Source organism: Paracidovorax avenae ATCC 19860, assembly GCF_000176855.2.
In the GTDB taxonomy this organism is placed as follows: domain Bacteria; phylum Pseudomonadota; class Gammaproteobacteria; order Burkholderiales; family Burkholderiaceae_C; genus Paracidovorax; species Paracidovorax avenae.
In genome coordinates, this window is record NC_015138.1 from 2,144,456 (window position 1) to 2,168,944 (window position 24,489).

The following is a 24,489-nucleotide window of genomic DNA, read 5'->3' on the forward strand; positions in this document are numbered from 1 at the left end:
GGACGGCGGCATGGTCGTGGCATTGCAGGCCGAGGGCCTCGGATGGAAGTCGCCGCGCGGCGACTGGCTGCTGCAGGGCGTGGGCCTGGAGGCCATGCGCGGTGAGTGCGTGGCGCTGGTCGGCCCCAACGGCGCGGGCAAAAGCACGCTGATGAAACTGCTCGCCGGCCGCATGGCGCCTTCTGCGGGCTCGGTGCGCTGGTGCGGCCGGGACGTGGCCCGCTGGCCGGCGGCCGAGCGCGCCCGCAGCGTGGCGGTGCTGGGGCAGGATGACGTGGCACAGGGCCGTTTGCGGGCCCGGGACTATGTGGCGCTCGGCCGGTTGCCGCACGAAGGCCGCGTGGCAGCCGCCGACCACGCGCACGCCGTGAATGGCGCGCTGCGCACCTGCGGCGTGCAGGCCCTGGCGGAGCGGCCGCTGGGCAGCCTGTCGGGCGGCGAGCGCCAGCGCATGCACCTGGCCCGGGCGCTCGCGCAGGCGCCGGAACTCCTGCTGCTCGACGAGCCCACCAACCACCTCGACCTGGCGGCGCGCGCCGACGTGCTGGCCCTGGTGCGCGGCCTTGGCATCACCGTGGTGGCCGTGCTGCACGAGCTGGCGCTGGTGCCGGCGTTCGCCGACCGGACCTGGGTGCTGCAGTCCGGCCGCCTGGTTGCCGAGGGGCCGCCCGCCCGGGCGCTGGGCGTGGAATGTGTGGCGCAGGTGTTCGGCATGGAGCTGGTGCACACGCGGCACCCCCGGCACGGCGGCACGCTGTGGTCCTTCGAGCGGGAGGCCGCATGACGGGCTGGTTGCGCCGGATCGCCGGGTGGGCGCTGCCGATGGCGCTGTGGCAGGCTGCCGCGGCGGCGGCGGGCGCCGCCCCGCCGGATGCCGGTGCTGCATTCCCCGTGACGGTGTCCAACTGCGGGGAGCCGCTGCGCATCGAACGGCCGCCGCGCCGGCTGGTCGTGCACGACCTGAACATGACCGAAATGGCGCTCGCCCTCGGCCTGCGCCCGGCGCTGGTCGGCGTGACGGGCATCACCGGCTGGTACAAGCAGACGGGCGAGGCGCTGCTGCGCACGCTCGACGGGGTGCCCGAACTGGCACCCAAATACCCCACGATGGAAACACTGGTCGCGGCACGGCCGGACCTGTTTTTCGCAGGCTGGTACTACGGCATGCAGCCCGGTGGCGAGGTGACCCCCACCACGCTCGCGCGGCGCGGCATCCAGACGCTGGTGCTGACCGAAAGCTGCGCGCAGAACCAGGCCGACAAGCCCCGCGCGACCATGGACCTGCTTTATGGCGACGTGCTGCGCCTGGGGCAGGTGTTCGGCCGCACCGCCGAGGCGCAACGCCTCGTGGATGGCTGGCGCGCGCGCGTGGCCGCGGCCGACCGTCCCGCGCTGGCGCACAGGCCCGGTGTCTTCGTCTATGACTCCGGCGAAGACAAACCCTTCACCGCCGGCCGGGCCGCCATGCCCACCGCGCTCATCGATGCCGCGGGTGGTCGCAACATTCTGGACGACCTGCCCATGAGCTGGGGCACGGCCGCCTGGGAAGCCGTAGCGCAGCGCAATCCGCAGTTCGTGATCCTGCTGGACTACCAGAACGGGCAGGGGCCGGACCATCTGGAACGCGTGCTGCGGGAGCATCCCGCCATGCGCCTCACGGATGCCGTGCGCAACGGGCGTTTCATCGTGCTGCGCTATGCGGAGCTCACGCCCGGGCCGGCCAACATCGGGGCTATCGAGAAGATCGCGCGGGCGCTGCGGGGTGTGCGGTGAACGTGCCGGAACCCGCGCATCCGGCGCGCTGGCGGCGCTGGATGCCTGGCCTGCTGGGGCTGGCGCTCGCGGCGCTGGTGCTGCTGTCGCTCAAGTTCGGCGGGGTGGCGGTCGGCTGGCAGGACGTGTTTTCCGCCCTGGGGGCTGGCGCGCCTGACGGCACGGGCACCATGGCGCAGGCCATCGTGCGGGACCTGCGCCTGCCGCGCGTGCTGCTTTCCATGGCCGTGGGCGCGGCACTCGCCCTCGTGGGCAGCCTGCTGCAGACGACGACGCGCAACGACCTGGCCGACCCGTTCCTCTTCGGGCTGTCGTCCGGCGCGTCCGCCGGCGCGGTCGCCGTCATCACCCTGGCCGGAAGCGCGCTGGGCATGTGGACGCTGCCGCTGGCCACGTTCGCGGGGGCCCTGGTCGCCGCCGGGGCCGTGCTGCTGATCGTGCAGGGTGGCCAGGGGCAGGGGCCCGCGCGCATCGTGCTGGCCGGTGTGTCGGTGTCGTTTCTTTTCGGGGCCCTGACCCATGTGCTGATTTTTGCGGGCGACCAGCGCGCCGCGCATTCCGTCGTGTTCTGGTCGCTGGGTGGACTGGGCCTCGCCCGCTGGGACAACCTCTGGCTGGCCGGTGCCGGGCTGCTGGTGCCGGCGCTGTTCATCGCGCGGCGCCACCGGGCGCTGGACGCATTGCTGGCGGGCGACGATACCGCCCACAGCCTGGGCGTGGAGCCGCAGCGGCTGCGCCGCCAGGCATTCGTGGTGGCGGCCTTCGCCACCGCCTGCTGCGTGGCGCTTTCCGGCCTGATCGGATTCGTCGGCCTCATGGTGCCCCATCTGGCGCGCCGCCTGGCCGGGCCGCTGCACCGGGCCTCCTCCGTGGCCGCCGCCGTATCGGGTGCTGCCCTGCTGCTGGCCAGCGACCTCGCGGCCCGGTCGCTGCTGGGCGCGCAGGAACTGCCCGTGGGCATCGTGACCTCGGGGTTGGGGGCGTGTTTCGTGATCGTGCTGCTGCGGCGCGGCAGCGGCAGCATGTGAGCCTCGACAGGGCATCGCAAAAAAAGCCTGGCTACGCGGGCAAACCGTTGGCTGGCAAAAACGACCCATGGGACCTGGTTCAGGCCCGGAGTCGCCCCACGATGAAACCTGTCTGGGCGGCTGCCACACCGCAAGTGGTGTGGGGCAGCGATTGACGGCAGTGTAGCATTAAATGAGAATGCTTATCAATACATTCTTTTGCCGGATGGTCATTGCCGTGGCCGCCGGTCATGCCTTCTGGAGGGACGTTGCATGGAAGGTTTTCCTGGACCGGTGCTGGATGAGCACCGCGCACTGCTGGCGGAGTACGGGCGCGCGCAGCGCCGCTGCAGCCGTGACCTGGCGGAGCAGGCGAGGCAGATCGAGGCCCTGCAGGCCGAAGTGGTGAGGCTGCGGGCGCGCGCGATCGTGGCGGAAACCGCGCTGGCGTATGCACGGGAGGATCGGCGCTGCCAGGAAGAAGCACTGCCCGGCCTGCGCCGCCGCCGTGCCCTGGCCCGGCAGGTGGAGGGGCTCACGCAGCGGCTGCAGGGCCTGATGCGGGAAGTGCTGCACTGGCAGTGGCGCGCGGCCGCGCCCGCCGGAGCGGCCGATGCCGCCGGAGCAGGAAAGGGAGCGGCCCGGCGGTCGCAGCCGGACGTGGCGGCTCCCCAGGCGGTGGTGTGCATCGCGCGCGGGCCGGGCGGGGCGCTGGTGGCGCGGCCTTTCGGCCCGGGCGAGCTGCCTGCTCCCTGCGATGCAGTACAGGCCGGTGCGGCTTCCAGCCTGCCCGGCGACGCGGCGGCCTTCGAGGCCAGCCTGCGGGCCGCGGATTTCGTGATCTGCCAGACCGGCTGCGTGGGCCACGACGACTATTGGCGCGTGCAGGATCACTGCCGCCGTACCGGCAAGCCCTGCGTGCTGGTGGACCAGCCGCAGGTGGTGCACGTCATGCGCGGCCTGGCGCGGGCCGCTCCAGCCGTGACCGAAGGCTGATTCCGCCCGGGCCGGCTGCCGGCTCACTCCATGGTCATCAGGCTGGCGTTGCCGCCGGCCGCCGCGGTGTTGATGCTGACCGCGCGCTCCAGGACCAGGCGTTCGAGCGGCACTGCGGCATCGCCGGGCGCATGGCCCGCGACGCCCACGATCGGCCCCGGTCGCGTTGCCATGGCCTGGCACACCTCCCGCAACGATGCTTCGGTGCCATGGTGCAGCACGGCATCCACGGCCACCGCGGGCGCACGCCAGTCCGCCACGAGCACGATGCGCTCCTGCACGACCTGAGGCAGGCTGGCACGCAGCGCGGCTGCGGCCGACGGCCAGACAGCGTGCCCGTCCACGGACAGCACCGCAGCCAGCTGTACCAGCCGGTCCGCATCGGCATCGGCCAGGCAAAGAACGCGTTCACGCGGTGCCACGCCGTACTGGTTGCGCTCCCCCGTGGGGCCGGGCAGCGTGCGCAGGCTGCCTACCGGCGTGTCCTGCGCGAACTGGCGGCAGGCCGACGCCAGCGTGCCCTGGCCAGCGCCGCCCGCCCATTCCCGCAGCGCCTGCAGTGGGGCCGGAGCGGCGGGCGCATCGCCTTCACCGGTGCCCGGGGCCGCCATCGCTGCGATGGCGGCTCGCATGGCGCCGCCGGGCGCCTGGGTCAACAGCCGCAGCAGGTACAGCGGGCCGCCGGCCTTCGGCCCGGTGCCCGACAGGCCTTCGCCGCCGAAGGGCTGCACCCCGACCACCGCGCCCACCATGTTCCGGTTCACATAGAGATTGCCCGCGCGGGCACGGCGCAGCACGCGCTCCACCGTTTCGTCGATGCGCGTGTGCAGGCCCTGGGTGAGCCCGTAGCCGGTGCCAGCGATGCGGTCCAGCAGCGTGTCCAGCCCGCTGCGCGGATAGCGCACCACGTGCAGGACCGGGCCGAAGACCTCGCGCTCCAGTTCCGACAGGTCCTGCAGCTCGATCAGCGTGGGCGGCACAAAGGTGCCCTCGGCCCCGGCCTGCGGCGGCACCGGCACCTGGTGCACCGCGCGGCCACGCTCGCGCAGGGTGGCCACGTGGCGCAGGATGCCATCGCGCGCTTCGGCGTCGATGACGGGCCCCACGTCCGTGGCGAGCTGGTCGGGGCGGCCGATGCGCAGTTCCTCCATGGCGCCGCGCAGCATCTCCAGCACGCGGTTCGCCACGTCGTCCTGCAGGCACAGCACGCGCAGCGCGGAGCAGCGCTGGCCCGCGCTGTCGAAGGCCGAGGCGACGGCATCCGCCACCACCTGCTCCGCCAGGGCGGAGGAGTCCACGATCATCGCGTTCTGGCCGCCCGTCTCGGCGATCAGCGGCACCGGCCGGCCGGTGGCGTCCAGCCGGCCCGCCACGCTGCGCTGCAGGATGCGGGCCACGTCGGTGGAGCCCGTGAACAGCACGCCCATCACGCGCCCGTCGCCCACCAGCCGGGCACCCACGGTCTCGCCCTGGCCGGGCAACAACTGCACGGCCCCGCGCGGCACGCCCGCGCCGTGCAGGATGCGCACCGCCTCGGCCGCCACCAGCGGCGTCTGCTCGGCGGGCTTGGCCAGCACCACGTTGCCGGCGGCGAGCGCGGCCGCCACCTGCCCCATGAAGATGGCGAGGGGGAAGTTCCAGGGGCTGATGCACACCACGGGGCCGAGCGGCGTCCATGCGTCCGTGCCCCCTCCGAACAGTGTCTCCACCTGGGCCGCATAGAAGCGCAGGAAGTCCACCGCCTCGCGCACTTCCGCCACGGCGTTCGCGCAGGTCTTGCCCGCCTCGCGCACCAGCAGCGACAGCAGGGCAGGCGTGCGCTGCTCCAGCGCGTCGGCGGCGCGCCGCAGCGCGGCAGCCCGTTCCACGGGGGGCGTCGCGGCCCAGGCGGGGGCCTCTGCCTGCGCCCATTCCAGCGCCTGGTCCACGTCGCGAGCGCTCGCTTCCTGCACCGTGCCCACCACGTCCGCATGCCAGGCAGGGTTGCGCACCGGCAGGCGAGGGCCTTCCGGCGCCGGCCCGGCGAGCAGCGGCACGGCCTCCCAATCCTGCTGCGCGTGGCGGTGCAGGGCATCGGCCAGCGGCGCGAGGACCGCCTCGCTCGCGAGATCCAGCCCCGCGGAATTGCGGCGCGCCGGTCCATAGAGCGCGGGCGGCAGCGGAATGCGCGGGTTCATCCGGCCCGGGACGGGTTCCGCAGCCACCACCGCCACCGGGTCGGCCACGAGGCTGTCCAGCGGCAGCGTGGCGTCGGCCACGCGGTTCACGAACGAGGTGTTGGCGCCGTTTTCCAGCAGCCGGCGTACCAGGTAGGCCAGCAGCGTCTCGTGCGTCCCGACCGGCGCATAGACCCGGCAGGGCCGGTTCAACCCTGCAGCGCCCACGACCTGCTCGTACAGTGGCTCTCCCATGCCGTGCAGGCACTGGAATTCGTACTGGCCTGGCGTGTAGCGATCCGGGCCGGCCAGTTCGTGGATCGCGGCCAGCGTGTGCGCGTTGTGCGTGGCGAACTGCGGATAGACGGCATCCGGCGCCGCCAGCAGCCGGCGTGCGCAGGCGATATAGGACACGTCGGTGTGCACCTTGCGCGTATAGACCGGGTAGTCCTCCAGCCCGTCCACCTGGGCCCGCTTGATCTCGCTGTCCCAGTAGGCGCCCTTGACCAGCCGCACCATCAGGCGGTGGCCGGTGCGGCGCGCGAGACCGATCACGTGGTCGATCACGAACGGGCAGCGCTTCTGGTAGGCCTGGATCACGAAACCGATCCCGTTCCAGCCCGCGAGTGACGGCGCCGCGCACAGCGCTTCGAGCAGGTCCAGCGAAATCTCCAGCCGGTCGGCTTCCTCGGCGTCGATGTTCAGCCCGATGTCATAGCCGCGCGCCAGTTCCGCGAGCCCCAGCACGCGGGGAAGCAGCTCCTGCATCACCCGGCCGTGCTGTGCCCGGCTGTAGCGCGGATGCAGGGCCGACAGCTTGATGGAGATGCCGGGGCCCTCGTATACGCCGCGGCCCGCGGACGCCTTGCCGATGGCATGGATCGCGTCCACGTACGACTGCAGGTAGCGTTCGGCATCGGCCGCGGTGAGCGCGGCCTCGCCCAGCATGTCGTAGGAATAGCGGAAGCCCTGGGCCTCGCGCGGACGGGCATTGGACAGCGCCTGGGCGATGGTCTCGCCGGTCACGAACTGTTCGCCCATCATGCGCATCGCCACGTCCACGCCCTTGCGCACCAGCGGTTCGCCGCCGCGCGCCGTGATGCGGCGCAGCGCAGCGCCGAGGCCCTGCTCGCTGTGCGTGGCCACGAGCCTGCCGGTGAGCAGCAGGCCCCAAGTGGCCGCATTCACGAACAGCGACGGGCTCTTGCCGAGGTGCGCTTCCCAGTCGCCGCCGCCGATCTTGTCGCGGATCAGCGCGTCGCGCGTGGCGCTGTCGGGAATGCGCAGCAGGGCTTCGGCGAGGCACATCAGCGCCACGCCTTCCTGCGAAGACAAGGCGAACTCCTGCAGCAGGCCCTGCACCCAGCCGGCCCGGCCGCCCGCGCCCTTGCGTTCGCGCAGCCCGCTCGCCAGCCGCAGTGCCAGGGCATGCACGCGCTGCGCCGCGGCACCTTCGATGCGCGCCTGTTCCAGCAGCGGTGCGATGGCTTCCGGCTCTGGAATGCGGCAGGCCGCGGTGATCGCGTCGCGCAGCGGCGCGGCCGCGGCAGCGGGCCGCGGTGCGAAGGCTGCGAAAGGCCGGGTATGCAGGGAGGGGTGCGGGGCGTTCATGGCGGTGCGGTCCGGGGGCGGGACGAAGGAAGGTGGAGGGAATGCCTGCGATCATCTCGCCGAGGCGATTGAATTAATGCGCAAAAATGCCGGGCATGAATGAATTTTTCACTATGAATTGGACATGTCGTGGATGAAATCGACAGAGTGGACCGCAGGATCCTGGCAATCCTGCAGGACGATGGCCGCATCTCCAACCTCAAGCTCGCCGAGCGCGTCGCGCTGTCGCCCACGGCCGTGCTCGCGCGGGTGCAGCGGCTCACGCGCGAGGGCTACATCCTGGGCTACGAGGCCCGGCTTAATCCGCAGAAGCTCGGCGCCGGCATGCTCGTGTTCGTCGAGGTGCTGCTGGACCGCACGACGCCCAACGTGTTCGACCAGTTCAAGGCCGCGGTGCAAGTCCATCCAGCCATCATGGAGTGCCACATGGTGGCGGGTGGGTTCGACTACCTGCTCAAGACCCGGCAGGCCGACATGAACGCCTATCGCCAGTTCGCCGGAGAGGTGCTCTGGCAACTGCCGGGCGTGCGCGAGACGCGCACCTATGCGGTGATGGAGGAGGTCAAGCACTCCTTCCATCTGGCGCTGGATGAACGCTCCGTGCGCTCCTGACCCGGCGGGCGGGCCATGCATGCCGCAAAGTCCGCAATAATCGGCCTCGCGCTACCCGCTTCCGGGCCCAGCCACACCCATCCAGGAGCTTCGCCGATGCCTGCCTGCCGATCCGCCCTGTTCGCCGCCGCCGCGCTGTCCGCGGGACTGTGGAGTGCCTCGGCCTCCGCCGCGTGCTACGTGGTCTATTCCTCCAGCCAGCAGGTGATCTACCGGTCGCAGACGCCGCCGGTCGACCTGGCGCAGCAGATCCATCAGACGCTGCCGCGCATCGCGCCGGGTTCGACCCTCGTCTTCTCGCTGGACAGCGGCGATTGCCAGATCGAATTCAACCGCCTTCCCGCCGGTGCCTTGGTGCCCGGCTCCCGCGTGGGCCTGCCGCCTTCCGATCCCGTGCCGCGGCTGGTGCGCCCCGCACGCAGCTGACTGCCGGGCACTCTCGTCCCTGTCCTTTCCGATCGCGGTCCACGAAGGAGCGCCCGATGATTACCAGGCCCCCATCTTTCGCCTGCCTGCTGTTGTGCGCAGCGGTCTTCCTGGGCGTCGCGCAGGCGGCTCCCGCGCCGGATGGCGTGCAGGCAGGTGCCGAGTGCAGGGAGGCCCTCGGCCAGGCTTTCTCGGCGCAGGACCCGGTCGCAGCGCTTCCTGAGGCATGCCGGCGCCTCGGGCCGGTGGCACTGGGCATGCGCCAGCAGGATGTGGTAGACGCGCTCGGCAAGCCGGATGCCACCCGGCATGGTGCGGCACGACCGGACACGGTCCTCGTGTACCTGTATCCGCGCGGACTGAACGAGCGGCTGGCCCGCCATCCGCTGCCCCCCGGATCGCTGGACCATGGAGAGTTGGCGATCCGTTTCCGCGACGGCCGCGTGGTCAACATCATCGCCTTCGGCCCGCATGGCAAGCTGCCCGGCTTCGGACTTCCGGGGCTGGCATTGGGGGCGGACGTGGGTACGCAACTCCAGGCGGTCGGAGGCCACCCCCGGTGGAATGCCAGCCGCGACTATGTCCAGTTCGCTGCGATGCCGCTGGGCCTGGAGGTGGACCCGGACACGTCCGCGGTCATCGGGATCGACATCGCGGCCACGAAGCAGGACCTGGAACATTTTTCGTTGCCGCCGTTGCGCCTGCACAAGGACGGGCGCAGCGGCCTGGTCAGCGGCATCCGCTGAGCCCGCCTGCGAGCGAGGCACGGCCGGCCTGAGACAATCGGGGGATGAGCGACCCCACAGAACATCCCGAGATCCTCCAGGACCCTTCCTCCACGCCCGTGCAGGGGCGCACCGACCTCCCGCCCGGCTGGCTGGACGTCACCTCCATGGACATGGACGCCCAGGGCGTGGCCCGCAGGCCCGACGGCAAGGTCGTCTTCATCGACGGTGCGCTGCCCTTCGAATGGGTGAGCGCCAACACGCACCGCAAGAAGAACAACTGGGAGCAGGCGAGCCTCACTGCCATCCATCGCGAATCTCCCCAGCGCGTGCGCCCGGGGTGCCCCCATTTCGGGCTGCATGCCGGCGCCTGCGGCGGCTGCAAGATGCAGCACCTGCACGTCGGCGCCCAGGTGGCCGTCAAGCAGCGCGTGCTGGAGGACAACCTCTGGCACCTGGGCAAGGTGAAGGCGGAAACCGTGATGCGGCCCATCGAAGGGCCCGCCTGGGGCTACCGCTACCGCGCGCGCCTGGCCGTGCGGCACGTCGCCAAGAAGGGCAAGGTGCTGGTGGGCTTCCACGAGCGCAAGAGCCGCTACATCGCCGACATGGAAGTCTGCCCCGTATTGCCGCCCCACGTGAGTGCCCTGCTGATGCCCATGCGCGCACTGATCGCGTCCATGGACGCGCGCGACACCTGCCCGCAGATCGAGCTGGCCTGCGGCGACGACGTCACCGCGCTGGTGCTGCGCCACCTGGAGCCGCTCTCCGAAGCCGACCTGGACCGGCTGCGCGCCTTCGCCGCCGCGCATGGCGTGCAGTGGTGGCTGCAGCCCAAGGGCCCGGACACCGTGCACCTGCTCGAAGAAGGCGGTCCGCAGTTGAACTACGCGTTGCCGGATTTCGGCATCACCATGCCCTTCAAGCCCACCGACTTCACGCAGGTCAACCCGCACATCAACCGCGTGCTGGTCACGCGTGCGCTGCGCCTGCTGGATGCGGGCCGCGCCGACCGGGTGATCGACTGGTTCTGCGGCCTGGGCAATTTCACGCTGCCCATCGCCACGCAGGCCCGCGAAGTCGTCGGCATCGAGGGCAGCGAGGCGCTCGTCGCCCGCTCGCGAGAGAACTACCGCAAGAACCAGGACGACCGGCCGCAGGGGCAGGCGCTGGCCCCCACCACGTTCGTGGCGCGCAACCTGTTCGAGATGACGCCCGAGATGCTGATCGCCGACGGCGTGGCCGACAAGTGGCTGGTGGATCCCCCGCGCGAGGGGGCCTTCGCGCTCGCCAAGGCCCTGGCCGACATCCACCAGGCACGCATCGGTACGGAAGATGCGCCGGCGCTGCCCGCTTCGGCCGAGGGCTGGACGCCGCCGCAGCGCATCGTCTATGTGAGCTGCAATCCGGCCACGCTGGCGCGCGACGCAGGGCTGCTGGTGCACCAGGCGGGCTACCGCTGCGTGGCGGCCGGGGTGGTGAACATGTTCCCCCACACGGCGCACGTCGAGAGCATGGCGGTGTTCGAGCGCGCCTGAGATCTGGACGGAATTCGGGAGCCGGGCGGCGCCGTTGCTTGAGCGGCCCGCGGGCCCGGGTTTGCGGGCCGACGGAGCAGACCGCCTGCCGGGTGAAGGCGGCTTCAGCTCCGGCTGCGGCCGGATCCGCCTTCGCGGGTTTCGTCGGCGCGGCCTTCTTCCGTGCGGCGGGCCGGGGTGGCTGGGGGCTTCTCCAGGTTGCCCAGCACCGAGGGCGCGCCCTCCAGCTTGTTCTCGCGCATGTACTGGTCCATTTCCTTCCAACCGGCGAACACCTGGGCCTTCGAGGCCTTGGGGTTGAGGGTGAAGCAGTCCTCCAGGCCCCGCAGGGCGTGCCGGCAGGCGCCGCCGATGGCCTTGGCCTCGGCTTCCTTCTGCACTGCGCGTGGATCGGGGCCCAGCCCGGGAATGTCGCAGCCCGACAGCAGCAGCGGGGCCGCCGCGCATGCCACGAGCCAGGAAAGCCGGCGGCCGGCCGGCCGGGCGGAGGGGAGGGCTGTGCGGCGGTGTGGCATCTTCCCGTCATTATCGGCCGCTGCGCCGGATCATTGAGGCCCGTGTGCGCCCGCCCTGAGGAAAAGCAAAAAGGCCTCCACGCGGGAGGCCTTCTTTTCCTGCCGGAAGGGCCGGGGCCCTCCGGAGCATGCCGCGGCGTCAGTCGCGCTCGCCGCCCATGATGCCCAGCAGGGCCAGCAGGCTCTGGAACACGTTGAAGAGGTCCAGGTACAGCGCCAGCGTGGCGCTGATGTAGTTGGTCTCGCCGCCGTCGATGATCTGCTTCAGGTCATACAGCATGTAGGCGCTGAAGATGCCGATGGCCGCCACCGAGATGGCCATCATGCCGGCCGAGGAGCCCACGAACACGTTGATGACCGAGCCCACCAGCAGGACCATGGCGCCCACGAAGAGCCACTTGCCCATGCCGGAGAGGTCGCGCTTGATCACGGTGGCCAGGCTGGCCATGACCAGGAACACGCCGGCTGTGCCGGCGAAGGCCGTCATGACGAGGTCGGTGCCGTTCTTGAAGCCCAGCACCATGCCGATCAGGCGCGAGAGCATGAGGCCCATGAAGAACGTGAAGCCCAGCAGCACCGGCACGCCGGCCGCCGAGTTCTTGGTCTTCTCGATGGCGAACATGAAGCCGAAGGCGCCGCCCAGGAAGACGATCAGGCCCACGCCGCCCCGCAGGGACTGTGTGATGCCGGTGGCCACTCCCAGCCAGGCGCCCAGCACCGTGGGCACCATGCTCAGTGCGAGCAGCCAGTAGGTATTGCGCAGCACGCGCTGCCGCTGCTCCTGCGAGACGCCGTAGCCCGCAGAGCCCAGAACGGTGACTTGGTCATTCATCTTCTCTTGCTCCCTTTGCCTGTTGAGGCCTGCGAAGTGCAGACCGGCAAATTCTAGGTGGTGGCTTTCAATCAGCTTTCAAATAACCTTTGCCACTCCCGACCTTTTGGGATGCAGTGTTTTGCCGTGGACAGCCCGGTGGCGGGCGATGCGGGCGATATCCTCCGCAGGTTCCGTACCGGCAGACGCGGCTGCGGCCTGCCGTTCCTCCATCCGTTTTCCATTCCACCGATCCCATGAAGACCAAACACGAGCTCGAATTCGCCGACGTCAAGAAAATCGCCGCAGCCGCGGAGGCCGAAGCCCTGCGCAACGGATGGGCGGTGACCATCGCCATCGTGGACGACGGCGGCCACCTGCTGTCGCTGCAGCGCCTGGACGGTGCCGCGCCCCTGTCTTCCCACATCGCCCCCGGCAAGGCCCGCACGGCGGCCCTGGGCCGCCGCGAGAGCAAGGTATACGAGGACATCATCAACGGCGGCCGCACCGCCTTCCTGACGGCCCCGTTCATCGACGGCATGCTCGAGGGCGGCGTGCCGATCCTGAAGGACGGCCAGTGCCTGGGCGCCGTGGGCGTGAGCGGCGTCAAATCCAGCGAGGACGCACAGATCGCCCGTGCCGGCATCGCGGCCATCGGCCTCTGATCCGGCGATCCGGCATCTGCCGACGCCCGCACCCTCGAGGTGCAGGCCAGAAGCAAAAAAACCGGCCTCGGGAGGCCGGTTTTTCTTTGGGAGATGCAGTGGGAAAAAAAGCCTGGCTACGCGGGCGAACCGTTGGCTGGCGAATACGACCCGGCGGACCGGCAGGCGGTCCGGGAGTCGCCCCACGATGAAACCTATTTGGTGAGGATCAGCTTGCCGAGCTTCGTGGCCTGCAGGCGGTAGATGGAGCCGTTGTGGAAGATCGCCACGGTCTTCTGCCCCTTGAGCAGTTCGCTGCTGTCCACCGCGGGGGCCGAAGGCGCCGCGCGCCCGTGGGCCTCGGCCTGCCGGTCGGAGCCCGGGGCGCCGAAGAAGGCTGCGGAAGGGGACAGGGCGGTCAGGCTGGCGTGCATGGGGGATCCTCGGTGCGTTGGCAATGAATTAATGATAACCATTCTCAATTGAGCGTCAAGGCCGTGCCTGGCTTTATTGCAAATATTTGTTGCCTCACTGCGGATCGGTGACGAAGCCGATCTTGCGCACGCCTGCGCGCTGCGCGGCCGCCATGGCCTGGGCCACGCGCTCGTAGCGCACGCTCTTGTCGCCGCGGATGTGCAGGTCGGGCTGCGGGTCCTTGGCGGCCTCGGCTTTCAGGCGCGGCTCCAGCTCCTCGTCGCTGATGTCCGTCTCGTTCCAGTGGTATTTGCCGTCGGCCGTCACGCTCAGGCGGATGGTCTCGGGCTTGACGTTTTCGCGCTCGGCGGAGGCGCGCGGCAGGTCCACCGGCACCGCATGCTTCATGACCGGCACGGTGATGATGAAGATGATGAGCAGCACCAGCATGACGTCCACCAGGGGCGTCATGTTGATCTCGTTCATCACCTCGTCGGCGTCGTCCTGGGTTCCGAATGCCATGGCGCGTCAGCCTTTCTTGATGGGCAGGACCTTGCCCTGGTCGGCAGGGGCGCTGACGCGGGCGCCGGTCACGAAGTAGGCATGCAGGTCGTGCGCGAAGCTGTTGAGGCCGTTCAGGATGGACTTGTTGCCCCGCACCAGCGCGTTGTAGCCCAGCACCGCGGGAATGGCCACGGCCAAGCCCAGCGCGGTCATGATGAGTGCTTCGCCGATCGGGCCGGCCACCTTGTCGATGGTGGACTGGCCCGAGGTGCCGATCGCCACGAGGGCGTGGTAGATGCCCCAGACGGTGCCGAAGAGGCCGATGAACGGCGCGGTGGAGCCGACCGACGCCAGGATGGCGAGGCCCGATTGCAGGCGGGCGGTGAATTCGTCGATGCAGTTGCGCAGGCTGCGCGTGATCCAGTCGCTGACGTCCAGGCTGTCGTGCAGGTGCGCCTTGGTATTGCGGTGGTGGGCCGTGGCCTCGCGGCCTTCGAGCGCGAGGTGGCGGAACGGATTGTCGGCATCGCTGCCGAGCTTTTCCATGCCCGCGGCGAAATCCTCGCTGTGCCAGAAGTCGCGTGCGGCGCGGGCGTGTTTCTTGAACTTGATGATGTCCAGCGCCTTGATGAGGATGACGATCCACGAGGCGAGCGACATGCCGAGCAGCAGCACGGCGACGGCCCGGGTGACGAAATCACCCTGGATCCAGACGTTGGCAATGCCGAAATGCGATTCCATGAGAACTCCTGAAGCTGAAAGAGATATTCGAGACGTTTAATCGAGGACGAAATTGAACGGAACCAGGTTCCACATGGTTTCGGGGACACCGTTGCGCTTGCCGGGCACGAACTTGTAGCGCATCACCGTTTCCATCGCCAGGCGGTCCAGCCGGTCGTAACCGCTGGATTTGTTGAGCTCCACCTTTTGCGGAAGGCCGTCCGCGCCGATCAATACGCGCACGACCACCTTGCCCTGTTCGCCCAGCCGGCGGCTGATCGCCGGGTAGGAGGGCTTGGGGTTGTTCAGGTAGGCCGCATCGCTGGAAGGCAACTCGACCTTCGGGGGCGCGGGAGGGGCCGGCGGGGCCGGTGGCGGTGCGGGCGGCGCCTGGGGCGCCGCGATCGGGGGCGCAGGCGGCTGCGGCTCGGCGATGCCGACCGGCGCATTCGGCGCCGGTGCGGGATCCGGGATGGCCACGGGCATGGGCGCCGGACGCGGGGCCGGCGTGCGCGGTGCGGGCTTGGGGGGAGGAGGGGCCGGCTTCGGGGGGGGCGGCGGAGCCGGTGGCGTCGGAGGCGCGGGGGGCGTGATGAACTCGCTCAGCACTTCCGCGGGGACGATGACCTCGGCCGCCTTGCGTACCAGGCCGGATTGCAGGGCCCAGAGGCCCGCCACATGGAGCAATACGACCGAACCGGCGATCACCGCATTGCGGCTCACGCCCCCGGGGGAGCCATAGCGATCAAACTGGGACATAGGAAAAGGTATTTGCCTGCGCAGTGGAGGGAAGGCCGGTGCGGGCGCACCGTGCAGGGCAGAGGCAAAGGGGAGTTGCTTACTTGCGGAAGATCCACCACATGGATCCCACGACGAGGATCAGGCTGCCAGCGAGGATGAAGAGGAGTTCCATGCCTTGCTTTCCAGGATGGCGGGGGCAAGCTGGATGGTCTGCGGCGCGATCTCTTCCTTGTGCAGGGCGGCCACCGAATGCTTGGTGCCGCAACGGGCGACGACGTCGCGTGCGCAGGATTCGCACCGGCCGCACTGGGTGGCTACGCCGAGCTCGAACTGGATCTCGTCGAAGCTCAACCCCGCATGCGCGTGACGTGCGATTTCCCGGTCAGAAACCCGGCGGCATACACAAACGATCATGGGGCTGCAGTTATGGCTGGTGTGGACGACAATGCATTATAAATGCGAATTCATCGCATTTGCAATCATTGGAGTCCGGCACCGCGAGAAATGTTCCCGGTCCGTGGTGCATCCTGCAGGTCCTGCTGCATGCAGGCAAAAAAAAGCCCGGCGGGCGCCGGGCTTTGAAATGGATCCAGGAACGTGGCGTTCGGGAGGATCCAAGGAGACAACGGGTGGGCCCGCGGCTCAGCGCTTGCGCAGGGCAGCCGAGGTGGCTGCTGCGGCGGCGTTGGTGGCCGAGGCGGCATTGGCAGTGGCCGTGTTGGTCACTGCGTTGAAGTTGGCTTCAGCCGCGTCGCTGGCCTGCTTGACGGCCTTCTGGACGGTTTCGAAAGCATTGTTGGCGGCGGACACGGCGCTCTTGAACACGGCCACGCCGGTTTCGGTGCCGGCGGGGGCATTGCGGGCGGCGGTGTCCACCAGATTGGTGAAGTTGCGCTGGATTTCAGCGGCCTGGGCTTCGAAGGCGCGGCCGAACTCGGCGGTGGTGCCGGAGGCGATTTCGTACAGGTGGCGGTTGTAGGCGGCGGTCTTCTCGGCCAGGGGCTGGAAGAAGGCTGCTTGCAGCGAGAGGAGTTCCTGGGGGTCCTTGACCGACAGCAGGGCCTGGGTATGCGTGGCGGCTTCGCTCAGCGTGGCGCGCGATGCGGTCACGTTCAGTTCGACCAGCTTCTCGACGCCCTCGAAGGCCTTGTTGGTCAGGCCGAACAGCGTGTCCAGGTGGGCCTTCTGGGAAGCGATGAGTTGTTCGGGGGTCAGCGACATAGGTATCTCCTCTGAAAACAGTCCGGTGGCCGGACCTAAGCCAAGTGGATGGAACCGCGCTACGCCATGTTCATGTTGCAGTGCAGCATGGAACGAATTCTAGAGACTTTGCCTGTTGGTGCAAGCCTTTTTGCTGCACTGCAGCATGTTTAGAGTCATCCCTCCAAAACCTGGGGCACCATCCCGCGGGCGGCCCGGATGGAGCGGCTGGCAGAATGGGCCGCCATGACCATCGCCACGCCTCGCGCCGCCCCGCCGGCGCCGCGGCGCGCGCCCGAGGCGCGCGACCGCTATCCCGTGTTCCGCAGCATCACCACCCGCTGGGCGGACAACGACATCTACGGACACGTCAACAACGTCGTCTATTACAGCTGGTTCGACACCGCCGTGAACGCCTACCTGATCGAGCAGGGCGCGCTCGACATCCATGGCGGGGACACCATCGGGCTGGTGGTGGAAACGCAGTGCAATTACTTCGCGCCGCTGGCTTTCCCGCAGACCATCGAGGCGGGTATCCGTGTCGCGCACCTGGGATCGAGCAGCGTGCGTTATGAAGTGGGGCTGTTTGCCCAGGGCGAGCCGCTCTCGGCCGCCGCAGGCCACTTCGTGCATGTGTACGTGGGCCGGGAGGATCGCCGGCCACGGACGCTGCCGGAGCCGCTGCGCCGGGCGCTGGCGCCGCTCGGCCAGGCCAACGCCGCGGTCCGCTGAGGCGGGCGGCGCCGCCTAAGCCGCATCCGGCACCGGCATCGCCGGCACCGGATGGCGGCGCGTCAGGGCTTGAAGGTGTCGCCCAGCACCACGCCTTCGCGCCGCGGATCGGCTCCGCCCTGGAGCACGCTGGCGCCGTTGCGGTTCACCCGCAGGATCGTGGCCGTGCCGCTCGACTGGGCGGAGGTCGAGACCGTATGGCCTAGCGCGCGCAGGCCCGTGACCAGCGGATCATCGTTGCCGTTGTTCGCCGTGTTGACGTTGGGGTGCTCGCCGCCCACCGAGGTCGTGGCGCTGTTGCTGGCGCCGAAGTCCACCAGGGAGGTGGCCTGCTGGGCATCCAGGCCCCAGTCGAGCGCACCGACCACGGTCTTCACCACGTACTGGATGATGGTGCCGCCCCCGGGCGAGCCCGTGCCCATCACGAAATCGCCCATGCTGCCGTCGGCCGCCTTGCGGAACACCAGGGTCGGCGCCATGGAGCTGCGCGGGCGCTTGCCGGGCTCCACGCGGTTGGCGACCGGCGCGCCGGAGGCATCCGTGGGCGTGGAGGCGAAGTCGGTGAGCTGGTTGTTGAGCAGGAAGCCCTGGGTCATGTGGAAGGAGCCCATGCTGGCCTCGACCGTGGTGGTCATGACGACGGCGTTGCCGTCCTTGTCCACGATGGTGAAGTGCGTGGTGCCGCGTTCCTCGAGCGGCACGACGCCGGCCGCGCCGGTGCCGAAGTCGCCTGCCGCGGCGGTGCCCATGCTGCGGGTGGTGCTGATCAGGCCGGCGCGCGTGCGCAGGTACGACTTGTCGAGCATGCGTGCGGGGGAGCCGCCGGGCAGTGGGACGAAGTCGGTGTCGGCCACGTACTTGTCGCGGTCGGCATAGGCCAGGCGTTCGGCCTCGCTGACCAGGTGCACGCCCATCACCGTGGGCTTGCCGCCCTCGAGGTCGATGGCCGTGGGCTTGTACTGCGAGAGATCGAAGTTCTCCAGGATGCCGAGCGCAGAGGCCACGGCGATGCCGCCGGAAGAGGGGGGCGACATGCCGCACACCCAGTAGTCGCGGTAGGTGGTGCACACCGGGTCGCGGCGCTTGGCGCGGTAGTCCGCCAGGTCGCTCAGCTGTGTCAGGCCCGGCGTGATGGCGACGGCCGGCGAGCCGCCGCTGGTGGCCTGGATCTTCGCGACGATGCCCTGGGCGATCGGGCCCGTGTAGAAGGCATCGGCGCCGTTGCGGGCGATGGCGGACAGCGTGTCGGCATAGGCGGTGTTCTTCAGCACCGTGCCCAGGGCCTTGGGCGTCCCGTCGGCATTGAAGAAGTAGGCCACGGCCTCTGCGTCGCGCGCCAGGCCGGAGGCAGAGCCGGAAATGGCCGCGGCCATGCGGCCGCCGATTGGGAAGCCGCCACGCGCCAGTTGCTCGGCCGGCTGGAACAGGTCGCCCCAGGCGAGCCGCCCGTGGTCGCGGTGGGCCAGTTCGAGCATGCGGACGGCGCCGGGCGTACCGATGGAGCGGCCGCTGGCGCGTGCGCCGCCCGGCTGGGGCGCAGTGCGGTCGGCATCGCTGACCCAGCGCAGGTAGTCGGCGGTCGCGGCCGCCGGGGCGGTCTCGCGGCCATCGTAGGCCTGGACCTTCTTCTGGGCCGCGTCGTAGTGCAGCATGAAGGCGCCGCCTCCGAGGCCGGAGGATTGCGGCTCCACCAGCCCGAGCACCATTTGCACGGCGACGGCGGCGTCCACGGCCGAACCGCCTTTCTTCAGCACTTCGCACCCGGCACGCGACGCATACGGATTGGCCGTGGTCACCATGTACTGCTTCGCATAGACCGCCGTCTTGCCGACACGGTAGCCGGAGGCTGGCTCGGGCGCGGCCGGATCGCCGGGCAGGCCGGAGCCGACGGTGACCAGGCCGTTGTCGCTGGTCACGGCGCAGGCGTTGTCCTGGCTGGGCATGAGGGCCGTTCCGCCGTTGCCGCTCCCGCCGCAGCCCGAGAGGGCCAGCAGCGCAGCGGCCAGCGCTGCGGGAAGGCCCCATGCGGGGGGTGGGGAATATGGTGAGTGAGGCTTGCCGAGGCTGTGCATCCGGAGTCGCTTTCTTGTTGGTGGAGGATGTGTAGGAGGTGCGCGGAAAGCCGGGAGTCTCCCTCTCCCGGGGCGCCCCGCAAGCATAGGTGGTTCGCCGGGGTTGCGGGAGGCCGGGGACGTCCGGCCCGCATCGTGGAACTGCACAGCCGGCGCGGGCATGCAGGGCGCGGCCGTGGTCCCGGGGTGCGCGTACGCGATGGCGCGCTTGGTGACACAATGCACGGCGCGCCTGCAGCTTTCCCTTCCGCGCCCCGGCTCCCTCTGCCGGTCCGCGCGCCGATGCCTCTTCCATGATCATCACCAGCCTGCTCGATACCGACCTGTACAAGTTCACCATGATGCAGGTGGTGCTGCACCAGTTTCCCGGAGCGCAGGTGGAGTACCGCTTCCGGTGCCGCAACCCCGGCGTGCAGCTCGCGCCCTATGCGGCCGAGATCCGCGACGAGATCCGCTCGCTCTGCAGCCTGCAATTCCAGGACGCGGAGCTGATGTACCTGCGCTCGCTGCGCTTCGTGAAGAGCGATTTCGTGGATTTCCTGGGGCTTTTCCGCCTCAACGAGAAATACATCACCGTCATGCCGCTGGCCTCGGGAGAGATCGACATCCGGATCGCCGGGCCGTGGCTGCACACCATCCTGTTCGAGATCCCGGTGCTGGCGATCGTGAACGAGGTGTACTTCCGCAACACGCAGAAGGTGCCGGATTTCCCCGAGGGCCGCCGCCGGCTGGACACCAAGATCACGCAGTTGCAGGCAGACGGGCTGGGGGAGCTGAAGATCGCCGACTACGGCACCCGGCGGCGCTTCAGCCGCGCGTGGCACGAAGAGGTGCTGCGCGTGCTGCTGGCCCGGCTGGGCACGGGCGACCGTCGCACCGACGGCCGCGCCGGACCCGGGCAGTTCGCGGGCACGAGCAACGTGCTCTATGCGATGAAGCTCGGGGTCACGCCGCTCGGCACCATGGCGCATGAATACCTGCAGGCCTGCCAGGCGCTGGGGCCGCGGCTGCGCGACAGCCAGATCTACGGCTTCGAGATGTGGGCGCGCGAATACCGCGGAGACCTGGGCATCGCGTTGTCCGATGTCTATGGCATGAGCGCCTTCCTGCGCGATTTCGACCTGTATTTCTGCAAGCTGTTCGACGGCGCGCGGCACGACAGCGGCGACCCGTTCGCCTGGGGCGAGCGGCTGCTGGAGCACTACCGCCGCAACCGCGTCGATCCGCTCACCAAGACGCTGATCTTCAGCGATGCTCTCACGGTGCCGCGCACGATCGAGCTGTTCCGGCAGTTCCACGGCCGCTGCCAGTTGGCCTTCGGGATCGGCACCAACCTGACCAACGACCTGGGCTGCGAGCCGCTGCAGATCGTCATCAAGATGACGCGCTGCAACGGGCAGCCCGTCGCCAAGCTGTCCGACACGCCCGGCAAGGGCATGTGCGATGACGAGAAATACCTCGCCTACCTGCGCCAGGTCTTCGAGATTCCCTCGCCGGCCTGAGACCGCCCGGCGCACGCCGCCCGCCGCAGGCGTTTCGGCCTTGTCTCTTTCTTCACCAGGAACCCACGCTCCATGACCCGACCCCGCATCCTCGTTGCCCGCGCCATCTTCCCGGACGTGGTGGACCGCCTCGCCCGGCATTTCGACGTCGAGGCCAATCCCGAGGATGCGATCTGGAGCCCCGAGGAACTGGCCCGGCGCCTCGCCGACAAGGACGGCGCGCTGACCACCGGCAGCCAGCGCATCGACGCGGCGCTCGTCGCGGCCTGCCCGCGCCTGCGCATCGTGGCCAACATGGCCGTGGGCTACAACAATTTCGATGTGGATGCGCTCACGGCCGCAGGGGTGCAGGCCACGAACACGCCCGATGTGCTCACCGAAACCACGGCCGATTTCGGCTTCGCGCTGCTCATGGCCACGGCCCGGCGCGTGACCGAGAGCGAGATCTACCTGCGCGAAGGCCGCTGGAGCAAATGGAGCTACGACATGTTCGCGGGTTCCGACGTGCACGGCTCCACGCTGGGCATCCTCGGCATGGGGCGCATCGGCCAGGGTATTGCGCGGCGCGGCGCGCACGGCTTCGGCATGAACGTGATCTACCACAACCGTTCGCGCCTCTCGCCGGAGCTCGAGGCCGAATGCAAGGCCCGGTATGTGTCCAAGGAAGAGCTGCTGCGCGAGGCCGACCACCTCCTGCTCGTGCTGCCTTACACGCCCGAATCGCACCATGCCATCGGCGCGGCTGAACTCGCGCGGATGAAGCCCACGGCCAACCTGATCAACATCGCACGCGGCGGCATCGTGGACGACGCCGCGCTGGCGCAGGCGCTGCGCGAGCGGCGCATCGCCGCGGCAGGCCTGGACGTGTTCGAGGGCGAGCCGAAGGTACATCCGGACCTGCTCAAGGTGCCCAACGTGGTGCTCACGCCCCACATCGCGAGCGCGACGGTGCCCACGCGCCGTGCCATGGCGAACCTCGCGGCGGACAACCTGATCGCGTTCTTCGACGGCCGCGGCCCGCTCACGCCCGTGAACACGCCCAGGGCCCGCTGACGGCCCTCCGTTTTCCGGCTTTGCGGCCGCCCGTTCGGCACGCGGCCTGCAGGCCCTGCGGGGCCGACCTTCTTACCTGAACGCATAGCAACCGAAACATCTGGAGTTCCATGTCGATCGAATGGCTGGTGGTGATCGCGATGCTCGTGGCCATCATCGTGCTCCTGGCAGTGCTGCTGCTGCGCAGCCCTCGCCCCGAGCTTCCTCCCGAGTGGGCCATGCGCCTGCAGCGCCTGGAGCAGGTGGCGCAGGCCACGCAACTCGCCGTCGCCAAGAACGATGGCGCGCTGGAAGGCATGGCCCAGCAATTGCGCGGCTTTACCCAGGCCACGCACGCGCACCTGGAGGGCCAGCGGGAAGTGCTGGATGAACGGCTTGCCCAGGCAGTGCACGATGCCCGCTCGGGCCGTGCGGAACTGCGCGAAGGCTTCGATGCCTTCGAGGCACGGCTGGGGCAGCGGATGGCCCAGGCACAGGCCGATGCCGCCGTGGCCCGCCGCGAACTGGCGGAAGCGCTGGGCGCCTTCCGCGCCGAGCTGACGCAGACCTCGGAGTCGCTGCGCACCGCGCTGCACGAGCGCCTTGCGGCCATCCAGTCGGACAACGCGGCCCGCCTGGAGGAGATGCGCCGCACCGTGGACGAGAAGCTGCACGCCACGCTGGAGCAGCGGCTGGGCGAGTCGTTCAGGATGGTGAGCGACCGGCTGGAGCAGGTGCACCGCGGCCTGGGCGAGATGCAGACGCTGGCCGCCAGCGTGGGCGATCTCAAGCGCGTGATGACCAATGTGAAGACGCGCGGCACCTGGGGCGAACTGCAGTTGGGCGCCATCATCGAGAACGTGCTGGCGCCGGAGCAGTACGCGCGCAACGTGAAGACGGTGCCGGGCAGCGACGAAATGGTGGAGTTCGCCATCCGCCTGCCGGGGCGGGGCCAGGAGGAACCGGTCTGGCTGCCCATCGACGCGAAGTTTCCGGTGGAGTCCTATCAGCGCCTGCTGGACGCGCATGACGCGGCGGACAAGGCGGCCGTCCTGGCGGCGGGCAACGCGCTGGAGGCCGCGGTCCGCTTCGAGGCGCGCAAGATCGCTGCCAAGTATGTGTCGCCGCCGCATACCACGGATTTCGCGGTGCTGTACCTGCCTACCGAAGGGCTGTTCGCCGAGGTGGTTCGCCGTCCGGGCCTCGTGGAGGCGCTGCAGGGCGAATGCCGGGTGATGGTGGCCGGGCCCGCGAACCTCGCGGCGATGCTCAGCAGCCTGCAGATGGGTTTCAAGACGCTGGCGATCGAGAAGCGGTCTTCCGAGGTGTGGGGGCTGCTGGGCGCGGTGAAGACGGAGTTCGCCAAGTTCGGCGATGTGGTGGAGGCCACGCGCAAGTCGATCGACGCCGCCGCCAAGCGCTTCGACGAGGTGGGCGTGCGCACGCGTGCCATCCAGCGGCGGCTGCGGGACGTGCAGGAGCTGCCCGCTGGCGAAGCCGGCGCGGCGCCGGCCGTGGAAGCGCCCGCCGGCCATCGCCCGGAGGCGTCGAACTGAGATGGACACCGCGCTCGCACGGCTGATCGCCGGCCAGATATGCATCCATGCCAGCATGACCGGCATGCGCCTGGCGGCCCCGTTGCTGGCACTGCGCGAGGGCTACAGCGCCGCGGCCGTCGGTGCCCTGCTGGCGCTGTTCGCGCTGACCCAGGTGTTCCTTTCCCTGCCGGCGGGCCGGTATGCCGACCGCCACGGGTTGAAGCGGCCGGTCGGCTGGGCGGTGGGCGTGGCCAGTGCAGGGGCGGCCGGCGCGCTCGTCTGGCCGTCCTTTCCCATGCTCTGCCTGGCCGCGCTGCTGACCGGCGGAGCCTCCGGTGCGGCGATGATCGCGCTGCAGCGCCACGTCGGCCGCGCTGCGCATGGCTCCGAGCAATTGCGGCGGGTGTTCAGCTGGCTGGCCATCGGGCCCGCCGTTTCCAACTTCGTGGGGCCGTTCTTCACCGGCCTGCTGATCGACCATGCGGGGCCGGTGCCCGGCAGCACGGAGGGCTATCGGGCAGCCTTCGCGCTCACGGCGCTGCTGCCGGTGGCCACATGGTTCTGGGTGCGTGCGACGGTGGAGCTGCCGCCCATCGCGGCGGCGGAGGGCGGTCCGCGCCCCCGTGCATGGGACCTGCTGGGCGACACGGGCTTCCGCCGCCTGCTGCTGGTGAACTGGCTGCTGTCGTCCTGCTGGGACGTGCATACCTTCGTGGTGCCGCTGCTGGGACATGAGCGGGGGCTGTCCGCCTCGGTCATCGGCTCCATCCTGGGAGCGTTCGCCATCGCCGCCGCGGCCATCCGCGTGCTCATGCCGCTCGTGGCCGCGCGCCTGAAGGAGGCCACCGTGGTGATGTGGGCCATGGTGGCGACAGCCTGCCTCTTCGCCGTCTATCCGCTGCTGCCCACCGCCTGGGCGCTGGGCCTGTGCTCGGTGCTGCTGGGCTTCGCGCTGGGCTCCGTCCAGCCCATGATCATGAGCATGCTGCACCAGATCACGCCCCACCACCGCCACGGCGAGGCGCTCGGCCTGCGCCTGATGGCGATCAACGCATCCAGCGTGGCGATGCCCGTGCTGTTCGGCTCGGCTGGTGCGCTGATCGGCGTGGCCGGGTTGTTCTGGGTGGTGGGGGGCGTGGTCGGAATCGGATCGCGGTCTGCGAGGCGGCTCGGGCTTTCGGACAACCACCAAGCCAACGCACCCGGACCGCATCATTGAG

At 69.7% G+C, this 24,489-nt stretch carries 24 protein-coding genes; 14 read left to right on the forward strand and 10 right to left on the reverse strand.

Annotation, left to right across the window (positions count from 1 at the left end):
* The first annotated feature begins 10 nt into the window (after positions 1 to 10).
* The 4 genes from ACAV_RS09540 (at position 11) to ACAV_RS09555 (ending at position 3,776) form a co-directional block, all read left to right on the forward strand.
* On the forward strand, positions 11 to 784 hold the full coding sequence (locus ACAV_RS09540; protein WP_013594360.1) for an ABC transporter ATP-binding protein: 774 nt from the start codon (positions 11 to 13) through the stop codon (positions 782 to 784).
* A complete protein-coding gene (locus ACAV_RS09545) occupies positions 781 to 1,773 on the forward strand; it encodes an ABC transporter substrate-binding protein (RefSeq protein WP_013594361.1) in 993 nt (330 codons plus the stop codon). The genes ACAV_RS09540 and ACAV_RS09545 overlap by 4 nt, the downstream gene beginning before the upstream one ends.
* A 41-nt stretch (positions 1,774 to 1,814) precedes the next feature.
* Positions 1,815 to 2,801, forward strand: coding sequence for a FecCD family ABC transporter permease (locus ACAV_RS09550; protein ID WP_013594362.1), 987 nt, complete (start codon positions 1,815 to 1,817; stop codon positions 2,799 to 2,801).
* Between the two features lie 252 nt (positions 2,802 to 3,053).
* A complete protein-coding gene (locus ACAV_RS09555; protein WP_013594363.1) occupies positions 3,054 to 3,776 on the forward strand; it encodes a DUF2325 domain-containing protein in 723 nt (240 codons plus the stop codon).
* Positions 3,777 to 3,799: 23 nt separating this feature from the next.
* Here the strand turns inward: ACAV_RS09555 and putA are convergent, their stop codons facing one another.
* A complete protein-coding gene (putA, locus tag ACAV_RS09560; protein WP_013594364.1) occupies positions 3,800 to 7,543 on the reverse strand; it encodes a trifunctional transcriptional regulator/proline dehydrogenase/L-glutamate gamma-semialdehyde dehydrogenase in 3,744 nt (1,247 codons plus the stop codon).
* Between the two features lie 129 nt (positions 7,544 to 7,672).
* Here putA and ACAV_RS09565 point away from each other — a divergent pair, with 129 nt between their 5' ends.
* From ACAV_RS09565 to rlmD, 4 genes are all read left to right on the forward strand, one after another.
* Positions 7,673 to 8,155: an Lrp/AsnC ligand binding domain-containing protein gene (locus ACAV_RS09565; RefSeq protein WP_013594365.1), complete on the forward strand. Its 483-nt coding sequence runs from the start codon at positions 7,673 to 7,675 to the stop codon at positions 8,153 to 8,155.
* Positions 8,156 to 8,251: 96 nt separating this feature from the next.
* Complete coding sequence (locus tag ACAV_RS09570) at positions 8,252 to 8,581, forward strand: hypothetical protein (protein ID WP_013594366.1); 330 nt, start codon at positions 8,252 to 8,254, stop codon at positions 8,579 to 8,581.
* 56 nt (positions 8,582 to 8,637) lie between these two features.
* A complete protein-coding gene (locus ACAV_RS09575; RefSeq protein ID WP_013594367.1) occupies positions 8,638 to 9,327 on the forward strand; it encodes a hypothetical protein in 690 nt (229 codons plus the stop codon).
* 44 nt (positions 9,328 to 9,371) lie between these two features.
* Positions 9,372 to 10,844: a 23S rRNA (uracil(1939)-C(5))-methyltransferase RlmD gene (gene rlmD / locus ACAV_RS09580; RefSeq protein ID WP_013594368.1), complete on the forward strand. Its 1,473-nt coding sequence runs from the start codon at positions 9,372 to 9,374 to the stop codon at positions 10,842 to 10,844.
* A gap of 104 nt (positions 10,845 to 10,948) precedes the next feature.
* Here rlmD and ACAV_RS09585 read toward each other — a convergent pair whose 3' ends face one another.
* Positions 10,949 to 11,359 (reverse strand): hypothetical protein, encoded by a 411-nt coding sequence (locus ACAV_RS09585; protein WP_013594369.1) that lies wholly within the window; start codon positions 11,357 to 11,359, stop codon positions 10,949 to 10,951.
* A gap of 139 nt (positions 11,360 to 11,498) precedes the next feature.
* Positions 11,499 to 12,191, reverse strand: coding sequence for a Bax inhibitor-1/YccA family protein (locus ACAV_RS09590; RefSeq protein ID WP_013594370.1), 693 nt, complete (start codon positions 12,189 to 12,191; stop codon positions 11,499 to 11,501).
* 236 nt (positions 12,192 to 12,427) lie between these two features.
* Between ACAV_RS09590 and ACAV_RS09595 the strand changes: the two genes are divergently transcribed.
* Positions 12,428 to 12,835 carry a GlcG/HbpS family heme-binding protein gene (locus ACAV_RS09595; RefSeq protein WP_013594371.1) on the forward strand — a complete coding sequence of 136 codons (408 nt, stop codon included), beginning with the start codon at positions 12,428 to 12,430 and terminating at the stop codon, positions 12,833 to 12,835.
* 194 nt (positions 12,836 to 13,029) lie between these two features.
* On the opposite strand, the gene hemP is transcribed toward ACAV_RS09595, so the two are convergent.
* From hemP to ACAV_RS09625, 6 genes are all read right to left on the reverse strand, one after another.
* On the reverse strand, positions 13,030 to 13,248 hold the full coding sequence (hemP, locus tag ACAV_RS09600) for a hemin uptake protein HemP (RefSeq protein ID WP_013594372.1): 219 nt from the start codon (positions 13,246 to 13,248) through the stop codon (positions 13,030 to 13,032).
* A 94-nt stretch (positions 13,249 to 13,342) separates the two neighbouring features.
* Positions 13,343 to 13,750, reverse strand: a complete 408-nt coding sequence (locus ACAV_RS09605) for an ExbD/TolR family protein (RefSeq protein ID WP_013594373.1) — start codon at positions 13,748 to 13,750, stop codon at positions 13,343 to 13,345.
* 6 nt (positions 13,751 to 13,756) lie between these two features.
* Positions 13,757 to 14,473 (reverse strand): MotA/TolQ/ExbB proton channel family protein, encoded by a 717-nt coding sequence (locus tag ACAV_RS09610; RefSeq protein WP_013594374.1) that lies wholly within the window; start codon positions 14,471 to 14,473, stop codon positions 13,757 to 13,759.
* A 36-nt stretch (positions 14,474 to 14,509) separates the two neighbouring features.
* Positions 14,510 to 15,211 (reverse strand): energy transducer TonB, encoded by a 702-nt coding sequence (locus ACAV_RS09615; protein ID WP_013594375.1) that lies wholly within the window; start codon positions 15,209 to 15,211, stop codon positions 14,510 to 14,512.
* 120 nt (positions 15,212 to 15,331) lie between these two features.
* Positions 15,332 to 15,607: a (2Fe-2S)-binding protein gene (locus ACAV_RS09620; RefSeq protein ID WP_013594376.1), complete on the reverse strand. Its 276-nt coding sequence runs from the start codon at positions 15,605 to 15,607 to the stop codon at positions 15,332 to 15,334.
* A gap of 228 nt (positions 15,608 to 15,835) precedes the next feature.
* The gene (locus ACAV_RS09625) at positions 15,836 to 16,414 is read right to left on the reverse strand and encodes a phasin family protein (RefSeq protein WP_013594377.1); all 579 of its coding nucleotides are present in this window, start codon (positions 16,412 to 16,414) and stop codon (positions 15,836 to 15,838) included.
* Between the two features lie 225 nt (positions 16,415 to 16,639).
* Between ACAV_RS09625 and ACAV_RS09630 the strand changes: the two genes are divergently transcribed.
* The gene (locus ACAV_RS09630) at positions 16,640 to 17,125 is read left to right on the forward strand and encodes an acyl-CoA thioesterase (protein ID WP_041829113.1); all 486 of its coding nucleotides are present in this window, start codon (positions 16,640 to 16,642) and stop codon (positions 17,123 to 17,125) included.
* A gap of 62 nt (positions 17,126 to 17,187) precedes the next feature.
* On the opposite strand, the gene ggt is transcribed toward ACAV_RS09630, so the two are convergent.
* Positions 17,188 to 19,197: a gamma-glutamyltransferase gene (ggt, locus tag ACAV_RS09635; protein WP_013594379.1), complete on the reverse strand. Its 2,010-nt coding sequence runs from the start codon at positions 19,195 to 19,197 to the stop codon at positions 17,188 to 17,190.
* A 293-nt stretch (positions 19,198 to 19,490) separates the two neighbouring features.
* Between ggt and pncB the strand changes: the two genes are divergently transcribed.
* The 4 genes from pncB to ACAV_RS09655 all read left to right on the forward strand — a co-directional run bounded on the left by pncB (position 19,491) and on the right by ACAV_RS09655 (position 24,488).
* Entirely contained in the window at positions 19,491 to 20,699 is a 1,209-nt protein-coding gene (gene pncB / locus ACAV_RS09640) for a nicotinate phosphoribosyltransferase (RefSeq protein ID WP_013594380.1), read from the forward strand.
* A 72-nt stretch (positions 20,700 to 20,771) separates the two neighbouring features.
* Positions 20,772 to 21,752 carry a 2-hydroxyacid dehydrogenase gene (locus tag ACAV_RS09645; RefSeq protein WP_013594381.1) on the forward strand — a complete coding sequence of 327 codons (981 nt, stop codon included), beginning with the start codon at positions 20,772 to 20,774 and terminating at the stop codon, positions 21,750 to 21,752.
* Between the two features lie 110 nt (positions 21,753 to 21,862).
* The gene (locus ACAV_RS09650) at positions 21,863 to 23,287 is read left to right on the forward strand and encodes a DNA recombination protein RmuC (RefSeq protein WP_013594382.1); all 1,425 of its coding nucleotides are present in this window, start codon (positions 21,863 to 21,865) and stop codon (positions 23,285 to 23,287) included.
* A gap of 1 nt (position 23,288) precedes the next feature.
* A complete protein-coding gene (locus tag ACAV_RS09655; protein WP_013594383.1) occupies positions 23,289 to 24,488 on the forward strand; it encodes an MFS transporter in 1,200 nt (399 codons plus the stop codon).
* The last annotated feature ends 1 nt before the right edge of the window (position 24,489 follow it).